The following is an 18,892-nucleotide window of genomic DNA, read 5'->3' on the forward strand; positions in this document are numbered from 1 at the left end:
TCGTTAACTGGAACCCGACAAAACCCGTCAAGCGGACATAGGCATGCGCATACCATCCGAGCTTCGGTCGGCTAGAGGGGGTCCTTGGCGAAACCGAGGTAGGGCTCGAGCCCGGGGAAGTCCCGGGTGGCCGTGCCGAAATCCTGGAAGAGGGTCCACTCGTTCTTGCTGCCGAAGATCGAGGTCGTCCTGATGGTGCCCGTGTGGGAACCCATCGCCCGCACCATGCTGGAGTCGCCGGTCAACTCGAAGACGGGCCCACCGCTGTCGCCGCCGACCGTGCTGCCGAGCGGCCGCTTGGCGGAGATCAGGTCGTCGTGGCACTCGTTGTTCCCGTAGACGTCCTCGCCGCAGATCTCGGTGTACTTACCGTCCACCACGTGTCCGCACGTCGCTCCGCTGGTCGCGCCGGAGACGCACAACGACTGTCCCTTGTAGGTCCACCCCCATCCGGCCACCGGCTTGACGAAGTCGTTCACGCCGGGCTTTCCGTCCCAGATCCAGCCCGTGGCGTCGTTCACCGAGACGACGCCCGTCACCCTGATGAGCAGCAGGTCGTGTCCCACGTGCTCGGCCTCGGCGGTGCCGATGGTCTGGCCCGCGGCGTCGGTGAACCGGTCGCCCGGCGCGCCGCAGTGGCCGGCGGTCAGCAGGTAGCGGACCAGGTTGATGTGCACGGCGAAGGCGGCGGTGCAGTGGTAGCCGGGGCCGCTGGTCCCCCCACAGGGGCCACCGGTGCCGATTGTCGCGTTGCGGATCGCCGCCCCGCCGTACCAGGGGGCGTCGTCGTCACAGCGAGTCTTGTTGAGCGTCATGGGCTCCTGCGCGACCATCTCGACCGGAACCCCCACCTTCGGCAGTTCCTGCCGGGCGAGGGCGGCGTCCTGCTCCCTGACCGCCGCGGTGAGCCCACTACCGTCGAGGGCCAGCTTGACGGCGTGCACGCGGCCACCGTGGTCGGCACCGGATGCGGCCCAGAGCCGGTCCGCGGCCTCCGACAGCTCGCTCTGCGAATACTCGGCTGGGCGCACCTCCACCGTGACGGCCTTCCCGGCCCGGCCTATCGCGGCCCGGACCCGCCCGGGCACCTTGTCCTTCCACCAGACGACCACCCGGTCACCGGCCAGCTCGATCCCCGCGTACCCGGCGGACGGGCCGCTCTCCACCGCCTTCCTGATCTCGTCGGCCGCCGCGACCAGGGGTGCCTGCCGCCGGAAAACGTCCTGTTGCTCGGGCGTCAGGTACGCCGGCGCCCGGTTTCCCGGCGCCGGCGCCGCCTGCCCCGCCGGTACGGCGGGTGTCGCGACGGCGGGCGTGGCGACGGCGGGCGTGGCGACGGCGGTCACGGCCGCCGCCGCCAGGATGGCGCCCGTGACCTTCGACTTCAACGACATGCTGTTGGTCCCCCTCGGATGCTGGAGCCTTCGGTGTTCACCGACTTCCAGCGGCCGAAGGTAGGCGGGCGGACTTGTGATCGACTTGTCAGTGATTAGGACCGGAGGCCGCGGCCACGTGCGCGGTGTCCTCCCGCAGCGTGGCGTCCGCCTCGGCCTGGACGGCGTCGAGGTCGTCGGCGATCTCGGCGCCCGCGACCGCGTCGGGCAGCGCGTCCTCCATGAGCCGCAGCGGCCGGAACCACAGCCCCAGCGCGCCCCAGAGCACCAGCAGCGCACCGCAGACGGCCAGCAGCAGCGCGACGCCGCGCCCCGGCCCCACCCCGACGACGTCGCCGACGACCGTGTCCGCGAGCGCGCCGCCGGGGACGAGCAGCGGGCCGAAGACGTCGTCGGCCAGCACCGGCGCAGTGAGGAACGCCAGCGGCGTCATGGACACGGCGAGCATCTGGTTGGTGGCCAGCACCCGCCCCTGCAGCTCCAGCCCGACCTTGAGCTGGATGATGGCGAGCCAGTGCGCGTTCAGCACGCTGAGGAACGCCCACGACATCAGCCCGCCGAAGGCGGCCAGCGGGAGTGAGGGCCGCAGGCCGACGAGCAGCACCCCGGCCCCGAACCCGATCACGAAGCCGACCATGCCGACCGCGCGCCGCTCGGTGCCGCCCCAGAACACCATGGCCAGGGAGCCGAGCACCGCGCCCAGGCCCTGCATGGCGGTCACCGCGCCCACGCCCGCGACGTCGCCGAACGACAGCACCGCGGGCACGGTCACGGCCTGGGCCAGCATGCCGAGGTAGTTCTCCACGACGAAGAACCCGATCATGATCATGAGCGGGCGCCGCCGTACGAGGAAGCGCCACCCGCCGGCGATGGCCTGCCAGAAGGACTCCTCCAGGCGGCGGAACAGCCTGTCGGGGAAACGCACCAGCAGCAGCGTGCCGAGTCCGGCGAGGAACGTGACGACGTCCACCGCCACCACGCCGTGCAGCCCGACGGTCGTGACGAGAGCGGCGCCGCTCAGCGGGCCGGCGAGCATGCCGAGGCCGGTGCCGAGGTTGGCCAGCGCGTTCGCCTGCATGAGGTACGGCTTGGGCACGAGTTGCGCGACGGCCGCCAGATAGGCGGGCCGGTGGAAGGCCGTCACCAGGGACAGCACCCCCGCGATGGCCCCGACCTGCCAGACCTCCAGCCGTCCCAGCCAGAGCAGGATCACCAGGGCCGCGGTGGCCACGGCGGAGACGCCGTCGCAGACCAGCATGACCAGCCGCCGGTCCACCCGGTCGGCGACCGCGCCGCCCAGCGGCGCCGCGAGCAGCGACGGCAGCAGGGCGAGCATGGTGACGAGGGCGTAGTCGAGCACCCGGCCGTTCTCCTGGTAGGCCCACACGCCCAGGGCGAAGGAGGTCAGCGCGGCGCCGAGCAGCGACAGGGTCTGCCCGGCCGCGACCGTGTAGAAGCGGCGCAGGTCCCGCCGGGCGCTCTGCCCGGCCACCTCGACCCGCCCCACCGGATCGGGCAGGTCGCCGCAGGCCCAGCGGTCGAGCCGTTCGTCGATCAGCCGCGCCAGGGTCTCGGCCTGGTGCTTCAGGAAGTAGTGCCCGGCCCGGGGGATCGTGGCGAGCTCGACCCGTTCGGCGAACGCCCCCCACTCGCGGTAGCGCTCCCGGTAGAGCTCGGTCGACCGGTCACGCTCGCCGATCACGCACAGCAGCGGCGCCGCGAGCCTGCGCTCCGCATGCTCCGGGGCGTCCTCGGGGGAGTCCCCGGGGGAGTCGAGGTGGCGGCTGAACCACGTCTGCGCCTCCTCGACGTCGTGCCGCAGGGCGCGCAGCATGATCCCGGTGTCGCCGAAGTCGTCGTCCACGGCGCCGAGCGTGCGCAGGAAGTCGCGCTGGGCGCGGTCGGAGGACCAGCGGTGGGCGGGGAACCTCCGGTTCCACCAGGCCGACAGCCGTCCGGGCAGCCGGGCGTCGGGGAAGCTGCCGCCGACGACGACACCTGCGAGCGGCGTTTCCGCGGCCTCCAGCCGCAACGCCAGCTCCATCGTCGCGGCCGACCCGACGCAGTGCCCGTACAGGGCGATCGGGCCGCGTACCCCGGCCAGTTCGGCCGTGAGGTGGCCGGCCAGCTCCGGGAGCGGCAGCGGGTCCTCCTCGGGCCGCGCCGAGTCGTGCCCGGGCAGCTCGACGGCGACCACCGCCGTGCCGGGCGAGAGGCGGGCCAGCTCGGCGGCGAGCGGCCGGAAGGCGGCGGCCGAACCGCCCCCGTACGGCAGGCAGACGAGGGTGCGGCTCGCCGTACGCGGGCCCGCGAGGTGGTGCAGAAGCCCGGCGGGGGCCTGCGCACCGCCGTCGAGGTGGGCGGCGAGCTCACGCACCGTGGGCCGGGTGAACAGGTCGATCACCCGCAGCGCCGGGTCGATCCCCCGGACGGCGCGGACCGCGCGGAAGGAGTCGCCGCCCAGCGCGAAGAAGTCGTCGTCGACGCCGAAGTCCGCCACGCCGAGGACGTCCGACCACACTGAGGCGATCCGCAGCTCTGTCGGTGTGCTCGGCGCCACGCGTTCCCCGGCGGGCGCAGCCTCGGGCACCGGCAGGCGGGCCCGGTCGATCTTGCCGAGCGGGGTGAGCGGCAGCTCGTCGAGGACGACGATCGCGGACGGGACCATGTAGTCGGGCAGCCGCTCACGCAGCCCGGCCCGCACCGCGGCGAGGTCCACGGTGGCGGGCGCGACCCAGGCGGCCAGCCGCCGCGCGTGTCCCTCGCCGACCGGCAGCACCGCGGCCTCCCGGACGCCGGGCTGCTCCTGCAGGGCGGTCTTCACCTCCCCCAGCTCCACCCGGAAGCCCCTGATCTTGACCTGGTCGTCGACCCGGCCGAGGAACTCCACGAGCCCCTGGGCGTTGAGCCGGACCCGGTCGCCGGTGCGGTAACAGCGGCGCGTTCCGGTCACCGGATCGAAGACGAATCTCTGGGCGGTGAGGTCGGGGCGGTTCAGGTAACCGCGGGCGACGCTGGGGCTCGCCACCCACAGCTCGCCCGGCACCCCGGCGGGCAGCGGGCGGCCGGCGGGATCGACGATGTAGCAGTCCACACCGGGGAACGGGCGGCCGAGCGGCACCGATCCCACCCCCGTGGGCCTGCCGGGCGCCCGGCCGCCGAGCACCGAGACCGTCGTCTCCGTCGGGCCGCAGTGGATCTGCAGCTCCAGGTCGGGCCGGGCCGCGCGGATGCGCTCGGCCAGTTCCCACGACGTGGCCTCCCCGGCGAGGATCAGCAGCCGGCGCGGCAGCATCCTGCCCAGGTCGCCGTGGGCGGCCAGCAGCTCCAGGTGACTCGGCACCATCTTGATCACGTCGACGGGACGCGTGGCGAGATACGCGGCGTACGCCTCGGGGTCGGTGGCGGTCTCCTGGTCCACGAGGTGGACCGCGGCGCCCCGGAACAGCGCGCCGTACAGGCAGGTCAGCCCCAGGTCGGCGGCTGTGGTGGAGACCACGCCGTACGACTCGTACACGTCGGGCACCAGCTCGGCCAGGCCGTGCAGGTAGTGCAGGGCCGACCGGTGCTCGATCCCGGCGCCCTTGGGCCGCCCGGTGGAGCCGGACGTGAAGATCACATGGACCAGCTGGTCCGGAGCGACCTCGACGTCCGGCGGATCCTCGGGTCCGGCGGCCAGCAGCTCGGGCAGGACCAGCGTGCCGGGGAGCCGGCCCGCGTGCTCGGGATCGGCGAGCACGACCCGCGCGCCGGCCGTCTCCAGCATGTGGCCGAGACGGTCGTCGGGATAAAGGGGGTCCATCGGCAGGTACGCCCCGCCCGCGCGCAGCACGCCGAGGAGCGCGGGAACCAGCCCGCGGTGCCGGCCGACGAGGACGCCGACCGGCTCGTCCGGCCGCACCCCTGCCGCGATGAGATGGTGGGCGAGGCGGTTGGCCAGCCGGTCCACCTCGCCGTACGTGAGCGAGCCGGAGGCGTCGGCCACCGCCGTCGCCTCGGGCGTGCGCCGCGCGTGGTCGCCGACGAACGCGTGCAGCGGCCGGGTCAGGTCCATCGGCATCCGCGTGCCGGAGGCCACGGGCCCGGTCACCGGCTCCAGCGGCACGGCCGCCGCGGGCGCGTCGAGGTCGGCGAGCATGCCCTCCAGCAGGGCCGGGTACCAGCCGGCGACGCGCCGGGCCGTCGCCTCGTCGAACAGGTCGACGCGGTAGGCGAGCTCGCCCTCGTACGTCTCGCCCATGTTGTCCAGGGCGAGGTTGAGGTCGTACTTGGTGGTGAGCAGGGGGAACTGCACCTGCTCGGCGGTCAGGCCGGGGAAGTCCGGCGTCTGGGCGCCGTCCTCCAGCACGTTGAGCAGCACCTGGAAGACCGGCGTGGTGGCGAGGTTGCGCTCGGGGTGCAGGTGCTCCACGATCCGGTCGAAGGGCACGTCGCGGTGGGTGAGCGCGTCGAGCACGCCGGCCTTCGTCCGGGCCAGGAGTTCGCGGCCGGTCGGCTCGCCGGACCTGTCCCCCCGCAGGACGAGCGTGTTGACGAAGCAGCCGAGCATGTCCGCGGTGCCGGGGTGGAGCCGTCCCGCCTCGGGCACGCCGACCGGCACGTCGTCGGTGCCGCAGACCCGGCCGAGCAGCTCCTGCCAGGCGGCCAGCAGCACCATGAACGGCGTGCAGCCGGTCTCGGCCGCGGCCTCACGCACCCGGGCGGTCAGCGCCGGCGCGAGCCGCACCGGGACGGTGGCGCCCGTCCAGTCGGCGACCGAGGGCCGCGGCCGGTCCACCGGCAGGTCCAGGACCGGCTCGAGCCCGGCCAGCCGCCCGGTCCACCAGGACAGGTCGCCCTCCGGCTGCCCGGCGAGCCAGGCCGCGTAGTCGGCGTACTGCACCCGCGGCGGCGCGGGCGGGCCGGCGAGCCCGAGCCGTGCCGCGTACAGGGCGGCGAGCTCGGTCAGCGCGAGGTTCCGCGACCAGGCGTCGAAGGCGATGTGGTGCGCGGTCAGCGCCAGCACGTGCTCGCGGGCGCCGAGCCGGAGCAGCAGGGCGCGGGCGGGCGGCTGCGTGTCCAGCGCGAACGGGCGGGCGAGCTCCTCCTGCAGCCGTGCGCCGAGCAGGGCGTCGTCGTCGAGGTCCTCCACCGTGATCGGGACCTGTCCGGCGTCGACGGGGATCGCGCCGTCGTCGGTGAACAGGCTGCGCAGCACCTCGTGCCGGTCGGCCAGATCCCGTACGGCGCCCAGCAGCGCCGCGACGTCCAGCGGCCCGCGCAGCCGTACGACGGTCGGCACGTTGTAGGCGGCCACGTCGTCGAGTTGCGCGAGGAACCACAGCCGGGCCTGCGCGGGCGACAGGGGAGCGGGGCCGTCCCTGTCCCTGACGGGGATCGCCGGGACGGCACGCGCGTGGGCGCGGCGGGCCGCCGCCAGCCGGCCGGCGAGAGCGCTCCTGCGCTCGTCGCTGATGGTCACGGCGTCTCCTCCAGGTCGGCCAGCAGCAGGGCCTCCAGCCCGGCGGCGTAGTCGGCCAGGGTCCGCCGCTCGAACAGCATGCGCACCGGCACGGTCAGGTCCAGGGCGTCGCTCAGCCGGGCCGCCACGAGGGCGGCAGTGGCGGAGTGGCCGCCGAGGGAGAAGAAGTCGTCGTGCGCGCCCGGCTCGGGGCCGTCCAGCACGGCGCTCCACACCTCCGACACCAGCAGCTCGGCCTCGGTGCTCGGCGGCACCCGCGGCGCCCGGTCGCCGGGTTCCGGCAGCGCCGTGCGGTCCACCTTGCCGGAGGCGGTGAGGGGCAGGGCGTCCAGGAGCACCCAGCGGCGGGGAACCATGTAGTCGGGCAGCCGCGCGCTCAGCCGCCGCTCCAGCTCGCGCGTGTCGGTCCCCGGCGGCGCGGCGAGGTAGCCCACGAGGTGGTCGCCGTCGCGCACGGCGACGGCCGCGTCGGCGACGCTCTCGCGGAGCGCGGACTCGATTTCACCGAGTTCGATCCGGTGGCCGCGGACCTTCACCTGCCCGTCGCGCCGCCCGAGGAAGTCGAGCGTGCCGTCGGGCCGCCAGCGGGCCAGGTCGCCGGTGCGGTAGCGGCGCCCGCCCGATGGATCGTCCGGGTCGTCGGTGAAGGCGGCCGCGGTCAGCTCCGGCCGGCCGCGATAGCCGCCGGCCACGCCGGCGCCGCCGATCCACAGCTCGCCGGTCACTCCGGCGGGCAGCATGCGCCCCGCCCGGTCGAGCACGTACGCCCGTTCCCCGGCCAGCGGCCGGCCGATGGACACCCGGTCGCCGACCGGCGCGGTCACCCGGACCATGGTGGAGTAGATCGTGGTCTCGGTGGGCCCGTAGGCGTTCCACAGATCGACCCCGCGGTCCAGCAGCTCGGCGGCGAGGGCCGGGTCGAGCACCTCGCCGATGCTGATCACCCGCACGTCCCCGCCGCGCTCCGGGGGGTCGTCCCGCCAGCCGGAGGCGACGAGCATGCGCAGCGTGGTCGGCGTCGCGGTCATCAGCGTGACCCCCGACTCCTCGACGCGCCGCGCCACGGCCCGCCCGTCGAGCGCCTCGTCGCGGCCGAGCAGCTCCAGCCGCAGCCCCCGGCACAGGCTCACCCACACGTCGAAGCCGAACACGTCGAACGAGAACGGCGTGAGGCCGAGCATCACGTCGTCGGGCCCGACCCCCGGTGTGACCGTCATCGAGGCGACGAACGCCGCGAGGTTGGCATGGGTGATCTCCACGCCCTTCGGCCTGCCGGTGGAGCCCGAGGTGTAGAGGACGTAGGCGAGATCGCCGGGGTCCACCTCGACGCCGTCCGGCACCACCTCCGACGGGGACAGCTGAGCCAGGTCGACGACGACGCCGCCCAGATCGCGGGCCACCGCCAGCCCCTCGCCCGCCGCGACGATCACCTTCGCGCCGCAGTCGTCCACCTGGTCGCGGAGCCGCCGGAGCGGGTGGCCGGGATCGAGCGGGACGTAGGCGGCGCCGGCGAGCAGCACGCCCAGCAGCGCGGCGGGCAGACGACGGTCGCGCGGCAGGCAGACCCCCACGCAGGAGCCGGCGGACTCCGGCCCCAGGGCCGCGGCCACCCGTCGTGCCCAGCCGGCCAGTTCGCCGTAGGTGAGGACGCCCTCCCCGTCGGCGACCGCCGGGGCGTGCGGGCGTCGCACCGCCTGCCCGAGCACCGCCTCCACGACGGTCCGGGGCGCGTCCGCGGGCAGCGGCGCACCGGCTCCCGCCTCCAGCAGCGCCGCCCGTTCCGCCGCGCCGATCACCTCGAACGCCGACAGTGGCCGGTCCGGGTGCGCCAGGGCGTCGTCCAGCAGGCCGGCCAGGCGGCCGGTCAGGGTCTCGGCCGCGGCCCGGTCCAGGTGCTCCAGGTCGTACTCCACCTGCAGCTCGGGTCCGGCCGCCGTGGCGTTGACGTAGACGATCAGCGGGACCTGCACGCTGCCCGCGTCCAGCTCGCCGATCAGGTCCACGCCGACGCCCCCGAGATCAAGCGAGAGGGGCACCTCGGGCGGCTGCATCGAGAGCGTGACGGGGGTCGGCACCCAGCCGGGCGGGCGCTCGACGCCCGCCGCCTCGGTCAGCTCCTGCTCGGTCAGCCCCCTGTGGTCCATGGCACGGGCGGTCGCCGCCCCCGCCTGCCGTACGGCCGCGCGCAGCGACAGCTCGTCATCCAGGCGCAGCCGCACCGGGAGCACGTCGACGAGCACGCCGACCACGCCTTCCAGGCCCGGGGCGGCGCGGTCGGCGACGGCGGCGCCGAGGACCACGTCCCGCCGGTCGGTCAGCCCCGCCACCAGCATGCCGAGCACGGTCAGGTAGACCGCGAACGGCGTGGCGCCGCAGCCGGTCGCGAGCTCGCCGACCCGCGCGACCGTCGCCGGGTCCAGGCGGCGCACCAGACGCTCACCGCGCAGGCGGCTCGGCCGGTCGTCCCGGCGGGGCAGCAGCTCGTAAGGCGGGACCGCCCCGGCGAGCTCCCGGGCCCAGAAGGCCCGCAACGCCTCGGTGTCCCGGGTGCTCTCCTGCTCGCGCACCGCGACGTCGCCGATCTGCAGCGGCGGCTCCGGCAGGAGGACCTCGCCGCCGCCCGCGAGCCCGTCGAGGAGCTCCCGCATGACGATCCCCAGCGACGCGCCGTCGAACACGGTGTGGTCGGTGAGCAGCACCAGCTCCGCGCTGTCCGGCCCGGACCACAGCAGGGTGGCCCGCAGCAGCGGCGAGTCGCCGGAGGACAGGTCGAAATCGTGGGCGACCGCGGCCCGCCGCAGCTCGTCGGCCTCCTGCGGACCGGCCGGCCGATGCTCCTCGAGTGGCACCGGCGACGGGGGCCCGACCTCGACGGCGACGCCGTCCACGACGACGGAGCGGAGGGCCTCGTGCCGCCGGACGATGGCGTCCAGGGCGGCCCGCAGCGGCTCCGCCGAGGTGAGCCCGCGCAGCCCCAGCCGGAAGGCGATCGCGGTGGCGTGCGGATTCTGGCTCACCTCGCGCAGCAGCAGCTTGCCGCGCTGCCCGGCGGACAGCGGATAGCGGGTCCGGCCGGTGTGGCGGACCAGCGGCGGCACGGCGCCTGTCACGGTGCCTGTCACGGCTGTTACGGCGCCCGGCGCGGCGGACGCCGCGGCCTCGCCGACGTACTCGGCCAGCTCAGCGACCGTGGGCCGGGCCAGGAAGGTCGTCAGCGCGACGTGGACGCCCAGCGCCTGCTCGATCCCGGCGCAGATCCTCGCGGCGGCCAGAGAGTGCCCGCCCAGGTCGAGGAAGTGGTCGTGGACGCCGACCCGCTCGACGCCGAGCGTCTCGGCGGTGATGGCGGCGATCCGCCGCTCGGTGTCGTCGCGCGGCGCGGTGTCGTCGCGCGGCGCGACGTGACCCCGCGTCTCGGTGTCGCCCCGCTGCCACTCTGTATCGTTCCGCTGCCGCTCGGCGCTGCCCCGCTGCCGCTCGGTGTCCTTGCGCTGCTGCTCGGTGTCGTCGCGCGGCGCGGAGAAGGAGACCCCGGGCAGGCGGGAGCGGTCCACTTTGCCCGTGGGACCGATCGGGACGGCGTCGAGGAAGACGATCCTGGCGGGGATCATGTAGTCGGGCAGCCACTCGCGCAGCCAGGCCCGCAGCCGGCCCTCGTCCAGGCCGGGCCCGGCCGGCTCGACGTAGGCGACGAGCCTGCGGGTGCCCTCCTCGTCGGCCGGGGCGAGCACGACGGCCTGGCCGACCAGCGGGTGGCGTTCCAGCCTGCCCCGCACCTCGCCGAGCTCGACGCGGAAGCCCGCGACTTTCACCTGGTCGTCGATCCGCCCCTCGTAGTGGTAGACGCCGTCCTCCCGGCGGACCAGGTCACCGGTGCGGTAGTGGCGCACGCCCCCGGCATCGGTCACGAACCGCTCCGCGGTCAGCTCGGGCCGGTTCAGGTAACCCCGGCCGACCAGCGGCCCGGCCACCCACAGCTCGCCGAGCTCCCCGTCGCCCAGCGCCTCGCCGGCGGCGCCCCGCACCGACAGCCGCGACCAGGCGTACGGCGCGCCGATCGGCGGCTCGCCCGGCTCGTCCCTGGCGATCTCGTGCGCGCAGCAGTGCACGGTGCACTCGGTCGGGCCGTACAGGTTCACCATGCGCCGCACGCCGGGATTGGCGAAGACGCGGTCGGCCAGGGCCCGGCTCACCGGCTCACCGCTGGACAGCACCGTACGCACGTTCGGCGGCAACGGCTCCCGCAGCAGCGCGGTCAGCGCGGAGGCCGCGGCGCTGATCATCGTGACCTCGTCCCTGGCGGGCAGGGTGTGCAGCGCGAGGGGATTGTCCGCCATGATCACCGTGCCGCCCAGCAGCAGCGGGAGGTAGAGCTGCGGGACGGACGGATCGAAGCAGACCGACGTCGAGGCGAGGAATCCGGCCAGTTCCTCCGCGGTGAAGTAGCCGGCGTCCCAGCGCAGCAGCGTCATCACGTTGCGGTGCTCGATCGCGACGCCCTTGGGACGGCCGGTCGATCCGGAGGTGTAGATGACGTAGGCCAGATCGGCCGGGTCGCTCGGCAGGTCCGGATCCGAGCCGGGGCGGTCGCCGGCGTCGCCGAGCAGGACGAGTTCGCGTCGTGGCAGACGCGCGGCGAGCTCGGCGGAGGTGACCGTGTGCGAGACCCCGGCGTCCTCGATCATGAACTCCAGCCGCTCGGGCGGGTAGGCCGGGTCCAGCGGCACGTAGGCGGCGCCCGTCTTCCACACGCCCAGCAGCGCCGCGATCAGGTTCTCGTCGCGGTGCAGGCACACGCCGACCGCCGAGCCTCGCCGCACTCCGCGGGAGATCAGCTCGTGGGCGATGCGGTTGGCCTGGGCGTTGAGAGCGGCGTAGGTCGTGCGGGTCGTGCCGGAGACGACCGCCGTGCGGAGCGGGGTTTGGCGCGCCTGCCGTTCGAAGGCCTTGTGGGCCGGTTCGAACGATGCGAGGGTGTCGGCCACCTGCGATCTCCTAGGTTGTAAGGAAAGGTGGTGGATACATCGCACGCATCGTCACAAATGGCGTGTGGAACGAGTTAGACCGAAGATCATTCTGTTATCTCAGTGATGTCGGAACGATTTCTACATGTAACCATCCGAAATCCTGACAACATCGGTAACTCCCCGTGAAGACGGGAAGCCGCCCCCGGCGGACCGGGGACGGCTTCGGTGGTCGCGGGAATCTACCCCCAGGGCTGGGAGACGACCCAGCTCACGTCGGCGTTCCACGCGGTGGCGTTGTCGAAGGTGTTCGAGCCGCCGTTGCTCGCGATGTAGACGATGTTGTTGTAGTGGCGGAGGAACCGGGTCGGGAAGTTGTAGGAGGCGAACGACGTGCCCTGGCCGCTCTTACCGGCTTGCGGGCAGAATGTGGCGTCCGCCGCGAACAGCGCGCTGCCGTCGTCGCGCTGCCGGTAGAGCTGGTAGTTCTGGTGGCGCAGATAGTCGCCGGGGTAGTTCCTCGACTCGAACGACACGCACGACCCGCTGGCCAGGCCGCTGCGCACGATCCAGGTGGCGTCGCTCTTGTCGAGGGACGAGCTGGACGAGGTGATCACCGACGTGAGGACCTGGTCGTTCTGGTGCCGGATGTAGCGGTCGGTGTAGCCGGACGTCGTCGCGCGCAGCGAGATCGCCGAGCCGGGGGTGAGCGTGCCGTTCTGGGCGCCGCCGGTGGACGTGGAGTATCCGGCGGCCACGATGTTGGCCTGCACGGCGTTCTCGGTGGCGTCGGACGGGTAGCCCGAGGTCATGACGCCCTCGTAGAACGTGCCCCTCGCGCCGACGCTGTTGTCGCCGCCGATGCCGAGGATGATCGCGCCTTCCTTCTTCATCGGGTTGTAGCCCGGGACGTTGGGCCGCACGCCGTTGTAGAAGGTGCCCAGGCCGCCGGATTCGGCGTTGCCGCCGCGGATGGCCCAGTGGTTGGGCTCGCCCTTGACGATCGCGGTCAGGAAGCGGTGGCTGATGGACGGGTTGCCCGCGTTGTACTTCTGGTTGACGCCGGAGAACAGGCCGTTCTCGAGGTCGGCCATGATCCAGGGGCCGTTGCCGGCGCCGTAGCCCCAGACCTTGTTGTTGCCGAAGTAGATGGCCTCCATGGTGCCGTTGCCGTTGTCGCGGCTGTTGGTCTCGGCGTTGCCGTAGTCGAAGCAGCAGCCGCCGTTGTAGTGGGTGCCGTCGAAGACGGCGTACATGCCCTCGGGCTGGTCGCCCTTGGCCACGCCGTTGGTGGTGTTGTTGCGGTAGCCCGTGCCGGGGGCGACGTACACGCCGTACGCCTTGTGCCCGCCGACCGTGATCGGCGCGGCGGTCGCGACCGCGAGGTTGTCGTACCCGCCCGCCGCCGGACCGGAGAACCCGCCGGGAGGAGCCTGGGTGAGCCGGTTGTTACGGCCGGACTGGTCGTAGATGATCGTGATCAGGCAGGTCGTGCCGGTGCAGAACGAGTCCTGCGCGGCGGCGTCGGCGACCCCGCCCGCGCTCAGCACGCCGATGTCGCGGGTGGCGTTGTCGGAGGAGCGGCGCACCTGGTAAAGCGGGCCGCTGTAGTTGCCGTACAGGGCGCGGGTCGTGCTGTGCGCCGCCACACACGGCGTGCCGCCCGCGGCGTAGATGTCACACGGACCCTGCCCGGCGGCCTGCGACGGCGTGGCGACGCCGGCCAGCAGACCGGCGGAGAGCGCGACCGCCGCGCCCGCGGACAACAGTGCCTTCCTCAGGCGCCGTAAGTCGGAGATCATGCTGGTCCTCCGTGCCTTTCTGGATGGTGGTGGTGGTGGAAATCCGGGGGCCGTCTCGGTAGCCGAGACGGAAGGCGGCGTCCTGCCTGTCCGAGGTGCTCGAACCGGAGGAGACGGGGTCTCGACGCGCAGCACGTAGCCGGCGTGCCGTGGGTGGCGGGCCGGGATCGCCGGGCGGAACGGCACGCCGACGAGTCGGCGAGGGCTCCGGACGAGCCTCAACTGCGTGCCGGAGCCGGAATCGCCTGGCCCGCGGGTCAGTAGACGTAGGGCCAGCCCGCGCCGTCCCAGCCGAGCTTGTTGATGCCGAGGCGCGAGGACCCGTCGTCGGCGTACCAGTGGTAGAAGAGGACGTCTCCGTCGCTGTCGGCGAGCACGGCCTGGTGACCGGGGCCGTGGATGCTCCCGTGGCCGGCCAGGATCTGCGTGCCGCCGCCGGACGTCATCGCCGTTCCGTTCCGGTCGACGTACGGACCGGTGACCGAGGTCGAGCGACCCACCATGATGCGGTAGGTGCTGGACGCGCCCCTGCAGCACAGGTCGAAGGAGACGAACTGGTAGTAGTAGCCGCCGTGCCGGTAGATGAACGGCGCCTCGATCGCGCCGCCGTTACGGCCCGAGATGCTGAGGATCGTGCTGTTCGACCGCTTGCCGGTGGCCGGGTCGAGCTGGATCATCTTGATCCCCGACCAGAACGAGCCGAAGTCGAGCCACCAGCGGCCCTGGTCGTCGACGACCAGGTTGGGGTCGATGGCGTTCCAGTTGTCGGAGGTGTTCGACTCGATGACCAGGCCCTGGTTGGTCCACGATCCGGACGCCCCGGTCGTGCTGGTGGCCAGGAAGATGCCCGAGTGGTTGGAGCCGAAGGTCGAGGCCGAGTAGTACATGTAGTACTTGCCGTTGACGTAGGTGATGTCCGGCGCCCACAGCTCGTTGCTCCCGTTGGTGTACCCGTGCGCCCAGGAGGCCCCGCCGGGGAACGCCGCGCCCGCGTTGCGCCAGGTGGTCCGGTCGGTGGAGGTCTTGAGCTGGATGCCGTTGCCGGTGTAGGCGAGCAGGTAGCTCCCGTCCGGCCTCTTGGTCACCTCCGGGTCGTGCGTGGTGACGTCGCCGTTCACCGCACCGGGGTTCGGGTAGGAGGGCGGCGGTGTGCTCGTACCCCCACCGATCTTGACGAGCTGCCACTGCTGGTTGGCGCCGCCCAGGTCGGTGTATTGGGAGATGCGGCCGCCGTCGGCGGTGGACCACTCCCAGACTTCGAGGGCCTTGCCGCTGTTGCGGTTGATCAGCTTGATGTGGCCGTTGTCGGTGTCGACGACGCGGAACTGCTGGTTGGTGGCGTTCTTGTCGGTGTACTGGATGACGTCGGCGCCGTCGGCGGTGGAGCGGCCGGAGACGTCGACGACCTTGCCGCTGTGGCGGGACTTGAGGCGGTAGTAGCCGCCGCCGGAGTCGACGAACTGCCACTGCTGCCAGGCGCCGTCGTTGCGGGCCCACTGGACCAGCGGAGCGCCGTCGTTGGTGGCCATGTTGTAGACGTCCAGGGCCTTGCCGCTGTTGCGGTTGACCAGCACGTACGACGCGTTCGTGTCGATCGCCGCAGCACGGGCCGGACCCGAGGCGAGGATGCCGAGGCCCAGAGCCAGCAGCATCGCGACCACCGCCGCCACGGCGGGGCGTACGGGCGAAAGGAGGTTCATGGGGGGTGCCTCCTGCGATTGTGAGCGTTAACAACATCTCCCGAGGTGCGAAGACGCCGAAATCTCACAGTCGGTATCGGGGGGGTGGTGCGCTCAGTGTTGGCCCTTGACGGGGGTGCGTCAAGACCGACGCCCCGGGCCGGGCGATCCGGCCGCCGGGGTGCGGACGACGTCGCCACAGGTGGGCACCGGGGCCACGGCGGCTCGCCGTACGACGGTTGGTGGCGCGTTTTCCCTGCTGCACGGCGTGCGCGGCGGACGTGGCACGTTCCCGGCGACTGAGGCGGCTGGGGGACGCGCGACCCTGAAACTTTCAGAGCCCGCCCCGGTCTCCGTGCGCCGTCCCCGCCCCGCCTGGGGCGGACGCGGCCGCTCCGGCATGCCGGCGGCGTCCCCCGCTCGCGGTGTGCGGCCGGACGACGGCGAGCTGTGGATGCCGGGCGACGCGCTCCACCGCGGTCGTCCGGTCATCTGAAAGTTTCAATGGCTTTCGGCCTGGTTGCGGGGCGTTTCCCGGACGAGTGTCCCCGGTTGTCCGCTGCTTCGAACAGGGCTGACGTGCGTTGCCTCCAGCATAAGGTTTCCGCGGCATTACGGGAATCGTTGACAACTGGACAAGACTGGTCCGATACTTTCGCCGATGTTCCGATAGTTTTCGGTTGCGTGTGACGGTGAGTGCCGGTGGCCACGGCCCGCCCACTGACGGCCCCGCCGACTCTTCGCACGTCACCCGCCCCCCGTCAGCCTTCTCGAGGAGGAAGCGCGCACATGATCGATGCCCCCTTGCACTGGAGAGGCCGCAGACGCGGCCGCATCAGACGGCTGGTCGTCCGAGCCTGCACCGTGGCCGCGGCGCTGGCCGTGGCGATTCTGTCGCCCGGCATCGCCAACGCGGCCGTGACCACGAACCAGACGGGCACCAACAACGGGTACTTCTACTCGTTCTGGACCGACAGCCAGGGCACCGTGTCCATGGAGCTGGGGTCCGGCGGCAACTACAGCACCTCCTGGCGCAACACCGGCAACTTCGTCGCCGGTAAGGGCTGGAGCACCGGCGGACGCAGGACCGTGACCTACTCCGGCAGCTTCAACCCGTCGGGCAACGCCTACCTGACGCTGTACGGGTGGACGAGGAACCCGCTCGTCGAGTACTACATCGTCGACAACTGGGGCACCTACCGGCCCACCGGCACCTACAAGGGCACCGTCACCACCGACGGCGGCACCTACGACATCTACCAGACCACCCGCTACAACGCCCCCTCCATCGAGGGCAACAAGACCTTCAACCAGTACTGGAGCGTCCGGCAGCAGAAGAAGACCGGCGGTACCATCACCGCCGGCAACCACTTCGACGCGTGGGCCCGTTACGGCATGAACCTGGGCAGCCACGACTACCAGATCCTCGCCACCGAGGGCTACCAGAGCAGCGGAAGCTCCAACGTGACCGTCGGCGGCACCTCCGGCGGCGACGGCGGCGGTGGCGGCGGTGGCGGCGGTGGCGGTGGCGGTGGTGGCGGAGGCGGTGGCTGCACCGCGACGCTGTCCGCCGGCCAGTCGTGGAGCGACCGCTACAACCTCAACGTCTCGGTCAGCGGCTCCAGCAACTGGACCGTGACGATGAACGTCCCGTCCCCGGCGAAGGTCATCGCCACCTGGAACATCAGCGCCAGCTACCCCAGCGCGCAGCAACTGGTCGCCCGGCCCAACGGCAGCGGCAACAACTTCGGTGTGACCATCCAGCACAACGGCAACTACACCTGGCCGTCCGTCTCCTGCAGCGCGAGCTGATCCTCGCCCTGTAGAACCGCAACACCGCAACACCCAACGCGTGGCGCGGCGGTCCATGACCGCCGCGCCACTTCGCTGCGCGGCCGGAGGCGGATCGGCGACGACATCCGCCGACGGCGCACCGGACCGTCAGCCCCCGGTCGCGACCGGTGTCCCGGAGAGGCGGCGCGGCGCGCGAGCAGGACCAGGGTCAGCACGAGGCGCGCCGTGTCCCCGGCGTCTCCCGGTCGAGCCGCCGGTAGCAGGCGACGGCCCGCTCGGCGGCGCCGTACGCCTCGTCGCCTGAGGACATCACGGCCGTCATGTGCAGGGCCTGTCCGAGGTCCGGCAGGACGTCGGTGCCGCCGGCGGCGTCGAGGAGCGCCACCGCCCGGCGGAGCAGATCGAGCCCCTCCCCGGTCTCGCCGAGGCGGCACGTGGCGGGACCGGCCAGCACCAGGCACCGCCCGGCCCGCGCGGCCGCGTCCTCCTCCTCCGGAAGTCGCCGCGCGACATCGGCGGCGCGCAGGGCCACGTGCTGACAGGAGGCTTGTAGGGTGCGGTGCGTGACCGGTGAGACCGATCTGCACACGCTGCTGACCACGATGCGCCCGCGGCTCAACCCTGGCCGCTACGTGTTCACCACGGTCGACGGCGACGTCCCGCCGGGCGTCAGGCCCGTCGTCACGGTCGCCGAGGAGGAGGGCCTGACACTGGTCCTGCCGCAGCGGGACGCCGACGCGGCAGGACTGACGTACGACTACGTGGCGGGCTGGATCACGCTGCGCGTCCACTCGGCACTCGAAGCCGTCGGCCTGACCGCCGCCTTCGCGCAGGCACTCGCCGCCGCGGGCCTGAGCTGCAACGTCGTCGCCGGATTCCACCACGACCACCTCTTCGTGCCGTACGAGCGCGCCGGCGAGGCGGTCGAGGTGCTGGAGGACCTCGCCCGGCGGTCCGCCTGACGACTCACCGGCGGGACCGCCGCCCTCCCCGCAGGCGGTCGCAGCATGGGCACCCGAAGCTAAGGTCCGGGGTTTCGCTGGTCCTGCTCGTAGCGGACCAGCATGCCCCGGGCAGCACCCTGCGACCGGGCCCGATCTCCCAGGCGACCTCCAGCATGTCGCCGTACCGGCCGTCCTCGACGCTCTGCGGGGTCGGCAGCGTGCTGCTCTCGCCGACCACCCAGTGCCGACCGCGTACAGCGACCAACTCGCCGCCCAAGCCGGCCAAGCCCGCCCGCGCCCGCAAGGACCCCGAAGCCGCCCCGCCCGGCCTGTTCTGAACCGGTAGCGGCTCTCCCCGACAGCGGTCATAGTTCGAGTGCGCCTCGGCGCATCCGCAGGAACCAGAGCGATTGCCTTGACCAGCAGTATCGGTGAGGGGCAGGGAAACTCCTCCCTGCCCACCCGGCGCTGCGAAAGGAGCGAAGGGATGTCAGACCTTCCCCAGGTGATCACCACGAGGGGCAGTGACCGTTACCACGTCAGCGAGGAATGCCCCATGTGGCTGGCCGGCCGGCTCGGCAGCGAAAGCCAGGGCAACCGCCTGCACAACGTCCTGCGGATGTCCGAAGCGGAGGCCCGGGCCGACGGCTGGACGCCCTGTCCCGGCTGTGTCGGCACCGGACACATGTGAGCTGTTAAGCGAGAGGAGTACCTTCTCGGCCTTTTCCCTTCCTGGAGAGGCCGGGATTCCAAGGGCTCGCGAGCGGAGGTAGCCTGCGTGGGTTTCGCTGACACAGAAAGGTCTTTTACGGCACCTTCCTGAGGCCCCCGGATCAGCTCTGTCCCGTGGGTAT

At 72.6% G+C, this 18,892-nt stretch carries 10 protein-coding genes; 4 read left to right on the forward strand and 6 right to left on the reverse strand.

The genetic code is table 11. The annotated features are described in order from the left end of the window. Positions 1–71: 71 nt before the first annotated feature. The 5 genes from HHX41_RS21310 to HHX41_RS21330 form a co-directional block, all read right to left on the reverse strand. Positions 72–1,394 carry a trypsin-like serine protease gene (locus tag HHX41_RS21310; protein ID WP_182907396.1) on the reverse strand — a complete coding sequence of 441 codons (1,323 nt, stop codon included), beginning with the start codon at positions 1,392–1,394 and terminating at the stop codon, positions 72–74. 88 nt (positions 1,395–1,482) lie between these two features. Next, a complete protein-coding gene (locus HHX41_RS21315; protein WP_182907397.1) occupies positions 1,483–6,855 on the reverse strand; it encodes a non-ribosomal peptide synthetase/MFS transporter in 5,373 nt (1,790 codons plus the stop codon). Then, positions 6,852–11,840, reverse strand: coding sequence for a non-ribosomal peptide synthetase (locus HHX41_RS21320; RefSeq protein WP_182907398.1), 4,989 nt, complete (start codon positions 11,838–11,840; stop codon positions 6,852–6,854). Before HHX41_RS21320 ends, HHX41_RS21315 begins: the two co-directional genes overlap by 4 nt. 221 nt (positions 11,841–12,061) lie before the next feature. Next, the gene (locus HHX41_RS21325; protein ID WP_182907399.1) at positions 12,062–13,621 is read right to left on the reverse strand and encodes an alpha-L-arabinofuranosidase B; all 1,560 of its coding nucleotides are present in this window, start codon (positions 13,619–13,621) and stop codon (positions 12,062–12,064) included. A 257-nt stretch (positions 13,622–13,878) separates the two neighbouring features. Beyond that, positions 13,879–15,321, reverse strand: coding sequence for an RICIN domain-containing protein (locus tag HHX41_RS21330; RefSeq protein ID WP_259401178.1), 1,443 nt, complete (start codon positions 15,319–15,321; stop codon positions 13,879–13,881). Positions 15,322–16,089: 768 nt separating this feature from the next. Here HHX41_RS21330 and HHX41_RS21335 point away from each other — a divergent pair. Further along, the gene (locus HHX41_RS21335; RefSeq protein WP_182907400.1) at positions 16,090–17,112 is read left to right on the forward strand and encodes a glycoside hydrolase family 11 protein; all 1,023 of its coding nucleotides are present in this window, start codon (positions 16,090–16,092) and stop codon (positions 17,110–17,112) included. Between the two features lie 190 nt (positions 17,113–17,302). Here HHX41_RS21335 and HHX41_RS21340 read toward each other — a convergent pair whose 3' ends face one another. Beyond that, a complete protein-coding gene (locus HHX41_RS21340) occupies positions 17,303–17,626 on the reverse strand; it encodes a hypothetical protein (protein WP_182907401.1) in 324 nt (107 codons plus the stop codon). A gap of 31 nt (positions 17,627–17,657) precedes the next feature. On the opposite strand from HHX41_RS21340, the gene HHX41_RS21345 reads away from it, so the two are divergent. From HHX41_RS21345 to HHX41_RS21355, 3 genes are all read left to right on the forward strand, one after another. Further along, entirely contained in the window at positions 17,658–18,056 is a 399-nt protein-coding gene (locus HHX41_RS21345) for an ACT domain-containing protein (protein WP_182907402.1), read from the forward strand. 155 nt (positions 18,057–18,211) lie between these two features. Further along, positions 18,212–18,376: a hypothetical protein gene (locus HHX41_RS21350; protein WP_182907403.1), complete on the forward strand. Its 165-nt coding sequence runs from the start codon at positions 18,212–18,214 to the stop codon at positions 18,374–18,376. Positions 18,377–18,525: 149 nt separating this feature from the next. Next, positions 18,526–18,729, forward strand: a complete 204-nt coding sequence (locus tag HHX41_RS21355; protein WP_182907404.1) for a hypothetical protein — start codon at positions 18,526–18,528, stop codon at positions 18,727–18,729. Positions 18,730–18,892 lie beyond the last annotated feature (163 nt).

This window comes from Microbispora sp. H13382, from assembly GCF_014161445.1.
GTDB lineage: Bacteria > Actinomycetota > Actinomycetes > Streptosporangiales > Streptosporangiaceae > Microbispora.